The organism is Streptomyces sp. SM1, assembly GCF_002910825.1.
Classification (GTDB): Bacteria; Actinomycetota; Actinomycetes; order Streptomycetales; family Streptomycetaceae; genus Streptomyces; species Streptomyces okerensis.
On sequence record NZ_NEUB01000911.1, the window covers coordinates 1 to 7,902 of the forward strand.

The 7,902-nt window shown below is 71.6% G+C and carries 7 protein-coding genes; 1 reads left to right on the forward strand and 6 read right to left on the reverse strand.

The features are described 5' to 3' along the window. The 5 genes from B9S61_RS30665 to B9S61_RS30685 form a co-directional block, all read right to left on the reverse strand. On the reverse strand, window positions 1–779 hold a 779-nt coding region (locus B9S61_RS30665; RefSeq protein ID WP_258039939.1), incomplete at its 3' end, for a Wzz/FepE/Etk N-terminal domain-containing protein. Beyond that, window positions 776–2,056, reverse strand: a complete 1,281-nt coding sequence (locus B9S61_RS30670; RefSeq protein WP_103545147.1) for a glycosyltransferase family 4 protein — start codon at window positions 2,054–2,056, stop codon at window positions 776–778. The genes B9S61_RS30670 and B9S61_RS30665, both read right to left, overlap by 4 nt. After that, window positions 2,046–3,365, reverse strand: coding sequence for a nucleotide sugar dehydrogenase (locus B9S61_RS30675; protein ID WP_103545148.1), 1,320 nt, complete (start codon window positions 3,363–3,365; stop codon window positions 2,046–2,048). The genes B9S61_RS30670 and B9S61_RS30675 overlap by 11 nt, the downstream gene beginning before the upstream one ends. Window positions 3,366–3,438: 73 nt before the next feature. Continuing rightward, window positions 3,439–4,917 (reverse strand): sugar transferase, encoded by a 1,479-nt coding sequence (locus B9S61_RS30680; protein ID WP_103545149.1) that lies wholly within the window; start codon window positions 4,915–4,917, stop codon window positions 3,439–3,441. A 576-nt stretch (window positions 4,918–5,493) separates the two neighbouring features. Further along, window positions 5,494–6,336, reverse strand: a complete 843-nt coding sequence (locus B9S61_RS30685) for a serine/threonine-protein kinase (RefSeq protein ID WP_181007612.1) — start codon at window positions 6,334–6,336, stop codon at window positions 5,494–5,496. Window positions 6,337–6,737: 401 nt separating this feature from the next. Between B9S61_RS30685 and B9S61_RS41180 the strand changes: the two genes are divergently transcribed. Next, complete coding sequence (locus B9S61_RS41180; protein WP_181007613.1) at window positions 6,738–6,905, forward strand: hypothetical protein; 168 nt, start codon at window positions 6,738–6,740, stop codon at window positions 6,903–6,905. Between the two features lie 119 nt (window positions 6,906–7,024). Here B9S61_RS41180 and B9S61_RS30690 read toward each other — a convergent pair. Continuing rightward, the coding region (locus B9S61_RS30690) for an IS982 family transposase (protein WP_374936231.1) at window positions 7,025–7,902 on the reverse strand (878 nt) is incomplete at its 5' end.

The following is a 7,902-nucleotide window of genomic DNA, read 5'->3' on the forward strand; positions in this document are numbered from 1 at the left end:
GGCGCGGTGCGCAGCCGGCGACTCGCCCGCGTGGCGGTGAGGTGGCCGACGACCGCGAGAAGGAAGAACAACAGCGCCCCGGCGCCGACGAGTTGCGGCCTGGTCGGCGGTGCCTCGCCGTCCGGCCGGGCGGCCGGGCCCATGACGACCATGCCGGCCGTGCCCGCGGCCGGGTCGGCCTCGTCCAGCTTGCCGACGGCCTCCTGCAGCGCGGTGCGCAGCTTCGCCAGCTCGGTGCGGGTCTGCACGCTCTCCACGGTCCGCCCGGGATCGGCCGCGTCGGCGAGTTCGGAGATCCGGCGGCTGGTCCCCAGTACCAGCTGCCGCAGTTCCTCGGGACGTGCCGCCGCCTCGGAGTCGGCGGTGTCGCCCACGACGCGCGCGGCGAAGGCGACGAACTGCTCCACCATCCGGTCGGAGAGCTGCTGTGCCCGCTCCGGGGTGTCGGCCGTGCCCGAGATCTCGATGATGTTCCCGTCGGCGGCTCTGGCGCTCACCCGGTCCCGCAGCTCGCCGCCGTCGACCCCGCTCCAGCCGAGCTCGGCGGCCGCGCGGTCGACCACCACCGAACTGGTCGCGATCTCCACCTGGGTCAGCAGCTCGCGGTCCTCCCACGCCCCCGGCAGCAGGACCGACGCCGATGTGGTGTACCGCGGCGGGAACAACAGGGAGACGCCGAAACCGACGAGCGCGCCCACCACCGTGAGGACGGCGAGCAGCCGCCGGCGCCGGCGGATCAACCGCCCGACCGTGACCAGGCGTATCGTGTCGTCGCTCAACGGCGCGGCCTCTTTCCTGCCCGGTGCGGGCCGCGTGCCGGTGCCCGAGGCAGGTCGCGGCAGGCTGCGGCGTACGCGGCGAGCAGCGACGCCTGAGAATTCCGCCAGGCGAGCGGCCCGTTGATCCGCTCCTGGCCGATCCTGCCCATCCGGGCCCGCTGTTCCGGATCGTCCAGCAGCAGCGCGATGAGCCGGGCGAACTCGGACTCGTCGTCGGCGGGCGCGTAGAGGGCGGCGTCACCGGCGGAGACGCGCGCCTCCTTCAGGTCGAACGAGACGAGCGGCCGGCCCATCACCATGTACTCCAGGACCTTGTTCATGGTCGACACGTCGTTGAGCGGATTGTGCGGGTCCGGGGAGAGGCACACGTCCGCGGTGGAGAGATGGCGCACCAGGTCGGCATCCGGGATGCGCCCGGTGAAGTGCACCTGGTCCTCGAGCCCGAGTGTCCGGGACAGCTCCACCATCGCGTCGAAGGTGTCGCCGCCGCCGACGAACACCGCGTGCCAGTCGGTCCGCCCGACCTCGTCGCGCAGCTTCGCCAGCGACCGCAGGGCGTAGTCGACGCCGTCCTGCGGGCCCATGACGCCGAGATAGCACAGCAGATGGGGCTTGCCGCGCTTCAGCTCCGGCTCGGGCGGCACGGGACGGAACCTGCCGGTGTCGGGTGCGCTGCGCACCACGAAGACGTCCTCCGGCCGCCGGCCGCCGCGGCGTACCGCGACGTCCCGGTAGCTCTCGTTCGTGGCGAGCACGACGTCCGCGGCACGGTAGGTCATCCGCTCCAGCGCGCACACGGCGCGGTACAGCAGGTCCCGGCCGCGGCCGAACCGGGAGAGGTACAGCTCGGGTACCAGGTCGTGCTGGTCGAAGACGAACCGCGCGCCGCGCCGCTTCAGCCACAGGGCCGGCAGGAACAGCAGGTCGGGCGGGTTGCAGGCGTGGACCACGTCGACCGGGCCGACCCTGCGGGCCAGCCGGGCCGTGTGCCACAGCGCCGCTCCGTACTCCCGCAGATAGCCGGCCGGACCTCCGGTGGCCGCGCGCAACGGGTACCGGTGGATCCGCACCCCGTCGATCTCCGCCTCCGGTTCCGTGTCCCGCTTGCCTCCCCGCGGGCAGATGACGTGCACCTCCCAGCCCGCGTCGCGCAGCGTCGTGCACTCCTGCCACACCCGCCGGTCGAACGGCACCGACAGGTTCTCCACGAGGATCAGCGCGCGCCGGTCCGGCCGGTCGGCGCCGGCTCGGTCACCGAAGGATGTGTCACCAGGCAAGGCCCACGTACCCCGGTTCGGCCCGGCGCGCCTCGGCGTCGGGAAGGTGGACGAGGTCGACGATCACCGGGCCGCCGCTGCCCCGCGGCAGTGCCGACAGCACGGCGGGGTCCCTGGTTCCGACCAGGCACACCTCGGCGTGCTCGAGCACGTCCTCGACGGAGTCGGCGAGGAGTTGCGCGAGATGCGGCAGCCGGGTCTCGATGTACTCGCGGTTCGCGCCGAGCAGCCGCGACAGGCTCACGTTGGCGTCGTGGATCCTCAGGTCGTACCCCTTGCCGAACAGCCGCTCCGCCAGCTCGACCAGCGGGCTCTCGCGGAGGTCGTCGGTGCCCGGTTTGAAGGACAGCCCGAACAGGCCCACCCGGCGTTTCCCGGTGCGCTCGACCAGCTCCACCGCGCGCTGCAGATGGTCGGCGTTGGAGGGCAGCACATGGGCCAGGATGGGTACCGAGACATCGGCCCGCTGCGCCGCGTGGACCAGGCTGCGCAGGTCCTTGGGCAGACAGGAGCCGCCGAAGGCGAAGCCGGGCCGCAGGTAGGCGGGGCTGATGTTCAGCTTGCGGTCGGCCAGGAACACGTCCATCACCTGGTGCGAGTCCACCCCGAGCGCCTGGCACACCGCGCCCAGTTCGTTCGCGAAGCCGATCTTGAGCCCGTGGAACGCGTTGTCCGCGTACTTGATCGCCTCGGCCGTCGGGATCGGCACCCGGAACACCTCGCCGGGCAGACCGTCGTAGAGCGCCGCCACGGTGTCGCCGCTCGCCGGGTCGAGTTCGCCGATGACGGTCTTGGGCGGGTCGAAGAAGTCCCGCACGCTGGTGCCCTCGCGCAGGAACTCCGGATTGACCGCGACCCCGATGTCCACCCCGGCGGTGCCGCCGACGTACTTCTCCAGGATCGGCAGCAGCAGGTTCAGGCAGGTGCCCGGGAGCATGGTGCTGCGGAACACGACGGTGTGCCGCCCGCCGCGCTCGGCGAGCGCCGCACCGATCTCCTCCGTGACCCGCTCCAGGTACGTGGTGCACAGGCTGCCGTTGAACTCCGACGGCGTCCCCACACAGACCAGCGACACCTCGCTGTCCATGATCGCCGCACGGACGTCGCCGGTGGCGCGTAACGCCCCGCTCCGCACACCCTCGGCGACGAGCTCGCCGATCCGTTCCTCGACCACCGGGGCCTTGCCGTCGTTGACCAGGTCGACCTTCACCCGGTTCACGTCCACCCCGACGACCCGGTGTCCCGTCGCGGCCAGGCACGCGGCCGACACGCAGCCCACGTAGCCGAGCCCGAACACGCTGACTCTCATGTCCTGTTCCTCCCCCCAGGCAGGCCCTCACGGCCTGCGGTCCGCGCACCGGCCGGTCCACGGCGGTAGCGCATCAGTAGGCCCCCTGCCCGTGGAGCACCGCACGCAGCGTCTTCCACAGGATCACCGTGTCCAGGGCGAGCGACCAGTCCTCCACGTACCGCAGGTCGAGGCGGACCGCCTCCTCCCACGACAGGTCACTGCGTCCGCTGATCTGCCACAGGCCGGTGAGTCCGGGCTTGACCAGCAGCCGCCGCCGGATGTCCGGGCCGTAGGCCGCGGACTCCTCCGGCAGAGGAGGCCGCGGGCCGACGAGCGACATCGATCCGGTGAGTACGTTGAACAGCTGCGGGAGTTCGTCGAGCGAGTACCGGCGCAGCACGGCCCCCACCCGGGTCACCCGCGGATCCCGGCGGATCTTGAACAGCAGCCCCGCACCCTCGTCGCGGTCGGCCAGCGCGTCCCGCGCCCGGTCCGCCCCGGCGACCATGGTGCGGAACTTCAGAATGGTGAACTCACGGCCGTCCTTGCCGACCCTGCGCTGGCGGTAGAAGGCCCCGCCCCGGCTGTCCGCCAGCACGAGCAGCCCGACGAACACCATCAGCGGTGCGAACAGCAGCAGCAGGACCGCCGCGCCCATCCGGTCGACGACCCCCTTGACCGCCCGGCGACCGCCGGTGAAGGTCGGCATGCTGACCCGCAGCAGCGGGATGCCGAGCACCGCGTCGATGTGCAGCCGCGGGCCGGCCACCTCCATCAGCACCGGGGCCACGACCATCTCGGTGTCGCTGCCCTCGAGGCTCCAGGCCAGCCGCTGCAGCCGCTCCGGTGACCAGTGCGGGTCCGGGGTGACCGCGACGACACGGTAGCCGTCTCGGTGGACGTGGTCCGCGACGTCCGCCATCCGGCCGACGACCGGTACGCCGTCCAGCCGGTCGCCGTCCGGCCCGGCCCCGTACGTCGTGCACACCGCGTCCACCCGCCAGCCGAGGTGCGGGAACTTGCGGGTGCGGGAGATCAGGTCGCGCACGGTGGCCGGGCTCCCGGCGGCGAGCACCGGTCTCAGGCAGCGTCCCTCCTTGCGCTGCCGGTGCAGCCACAGGCGCAGCAGATACCGCTCGGTCATGGTGACGACCGCGATCGCGGGAACCGCCACGAAGATCCAGAGCTTGATGTTGCGCGAGGTGAGGGCGATCCCGCCCAGCGCCAGCACGACGGTCGCCACGAACAGCGAGCGGCCGAGCCGGCGGAACTCCTCGGCGCCCTGCCCGAGGACGGCCGGTGCCCAGGACCGGCTCACCGCGAGCGCCCCCAGTACCAGCATCCAGGTGCCGAAGGCGAGAATGCCCCACTTCTCGTGCCAGTCGGCCGCGTCCCGCGCCCCGAAGAAGTTGCCGATCGACGCCACCACGAAGGCCGTGGCCACGGTGTCGCCGGTGATCACGGTACGTCGGTACCGCTGCTCCCAGTCGACCGCGGGCCGGCTGATCGCCCCGCCCGCCAGACGCTCGCGCGCCGACGATAACGGACTTAAAGCTCCCCCTTGCCGCACAGAACCCCCCAGGTCCAGTGACTCGCGTATGCGCCCTACACTGTTCCTCCGCCCGGGGGACCCCCGCCCCCCGCGCCGCGCCGTTCCTCGCCCCACGGGAGGCCCCCGCCTCCCGCACCTGGCCTTTCGGTTCTTTCCGAGGTGCTCGGACAACTCACTCCGGCGGCAGCGGACGTGCCTGTCCCGCCGGACGTACGAGGCGCGTGTGAACCCGCCGGAACCTCGGATGCTCCCCGCACCCGGGGCCCCCTCGGGCTCCAGAGAACTGGATCATCCCCGCGCGTGGTGCCGGGGACGCTACTGCTGGCTTTCCGTAGCGCCGGACCTATAGATCATTAACGGTCGCCTCGTGTTCGAACAGCTGAAGCACGGTCAATCTAGACCATCGAGCACGGTATGTAGAGGGGATGTGTGTAATTCGTGTTCATGGTTGAGGCGTTGTCGCGGTGATCCGGCCGGATTCCGCCCGGAGGGCTCGGGCCGGATCACCGCGTCCGGGGAGGACGGCTCCTCAGCGCGACGCGGACTCCGGCTCCGGGGCGGGCACTTCGGGAGTACCCCAGCCGTCGAAGTCGGTCAGCGGCCGCCCGGCCGCCTCCTCGCGGCCAGCCGGGCCGCGTCCGGCCGCTGACCGGGGTCGGCGGCGAGAGCGGCCCGCAGCACGTGCCGCAGGGGGTCCGGATAGCCGTCGAGGTCGGGCGGGCAGGTGTCCGTACCGGCGATCGACGCGGCGATGCCCATGCCGTCGCCGTCCCCGTAGGGGTGGCGCCCGGTTGCCGCGACCGCGGCCAGCAGACCCAGGGAGACCACGTCGCTGGGCGGGCCGGGTTCCCGGCCGCGCGCGTGTTCCGGTGACATGAAGCGGAGCGTGCCGACGATCCCGCCGGTCCCCGTGAGGCCGGTGGAGTCGGCGGAGCGCGCGATACCGAAGTCGATCAGCCAGGGGCCGTCCGCCCCGATCAGGACGTTGCCGGGCTTGACGTCCCGGTGTACGTATCCGGCGGAGTGCACGGCGTGCAGCGCCCGCGCCACGCATCCCGTGATCTGCAGGGCGGTCGCGACCGGGACCGGACCGTGCGACGCGAGTACGGAGCCCAGGGACGGGCCCGGCCGGTATGCGGTGGCGATCCAGGGCTGCTCGGCGTCGGTGTCGAAGTCGAGCACCGGGACCAGGTGATACCCGGCCACCTTCCGGGCCGCCTGCGCCTCCCGTGCGAAACGGCGCCGGTACTGCGGGTCCTCGGCGTACTTCCGGCGGATGACCTTGAGCGCGGCCGGACGGTTGCCGCGGGTGCGCGACAGGTACACCGTGCCCATGCCGCCCTCACCGAGACGGGCGTACAGCGGATAGCCGCTGATCTCCCGGGGATCACCTTCCCCGAGCTCCTCCGGTCCACCCGCTCCGCCTGCCGGCCGCATCCTGTCCCCGCCTCCCGTGACCACCCTGACCGCCTCTCGCGGCGGCAGCCCAACCAGCGCCCCGGCACGCCACATGGGTACGGGAACTCATTTCGCGTGCCTCACCGGTGGCGATCCGGTTGCCCGCGCGGCGGACGCCGCACGCCCGGCAGACGATCGGCCGGCTCCCGAAGACGACCGCGTCGATGACGCACCGGCCGTACCGGCCCCGTCCCGTCGCTTTCCTCGTACGGCCGGATCCCGACCGACCGTGGACGCCGGCGATCCGTGGTCCGCCGTCCGCGCTCCGCGTGCGGGGGAAGGTGACCGAAAGCGTGGGCAGTGCCCTTGAAACTGGACGCTTCGGAGGACGAGTACGGCATCGACGCGGCCGACGGCGTGGACTGCGACTGGCAGAAGCGATGGAGAGGGGACCCGACGGGAAGCCCAGGAAGAACGCGAACGACCACGCCATCCCCGGTACCGGCACCAACATCGAGGAGCTGGCCAAGTACTTCGCCTCGTGGCGGGGCAAGGCCACCCACATCGATCCCGACACCGGCAACAAGGTCGCCTTCGACGCGCGATGAGGACACGGACCAAGCTGACCAGGGCCGGTGAGGCGTTCCGGCGCCTGGACGGCACCGCGCCCGCCGGTGCTCGACGAGGGGGCGGACCGGTCCGCCTAGACGAGTCTTTCCGAATACGGTCAGTGGTCGTAGGCGGTCAGTGAGCGGCTGATCGCCTGGCCGGTCTGGAAGTTGTGCCAGATCGCGGCGGCCAGGGCCAGCACACGCTGAGCGACACGGACAGCGACGCCCTCGACGGTGCGCCCGCCGTGTTGTTCCAGGTCGAGCTGGCCCTTGAGGGTGTCGTTGACCGACTCGATCAGCTGGCGGACCTTCTTGAGCATCGGCTCGCCGGGCCGCAGGATCTCCCTCTTCCTCGACGGCCGCAGCAGCGTGATGCCCTGTACGGACAGTGACCGCTCGAAGGTCTTCGACGCGAAGCCCTTGTCGCTGATCAGCAGCAGGCCCGGCCGCACGCGCACCAGCTCGGCATCGACCTCCAGCATCGCGGCCAGCACCTCGCGCTCGCCGAGCTTCGGATCGGCCAGCGCCCACAGGATCGGCATCCCGGCCGGGGTGCACACCAGGTACAGCCGCAGCCCCCAGAAGAACCGCGAATGCGACGCGCAGTAGCCGTAGTTGGCCCAGCCCGCCAGCTCCGAGCGCTTGACCGTGGGGCGGGACATCCCGCACGGCACCGGGGTCGAGTCCGTGATCCACACCGTGTCGTGCCAGAAGTCGGTGTCCTTGGCGAGCACCCGTATCACGCGTTTGATCTGCGGCAGCGCGGCACGCAGCCGCTTGTTGTAGCCGGCATCCTGCGGGACGAAGGGAAACATGTCCTGGAGGTGTGCGCGGACGTACCGCAGCCAGCGGGCCTCGCAGTGGAAGCCGAGCATCGCCTGCATGACCGCCAGGCACAGCAACTCCGAGTGACTGAGTTTCGGTGGCCGGCCCGGCAGCCGCACGATACCCGCCAAGTCGTCGTCGATCTTCACGTACAGTGCGGTCACGAGGG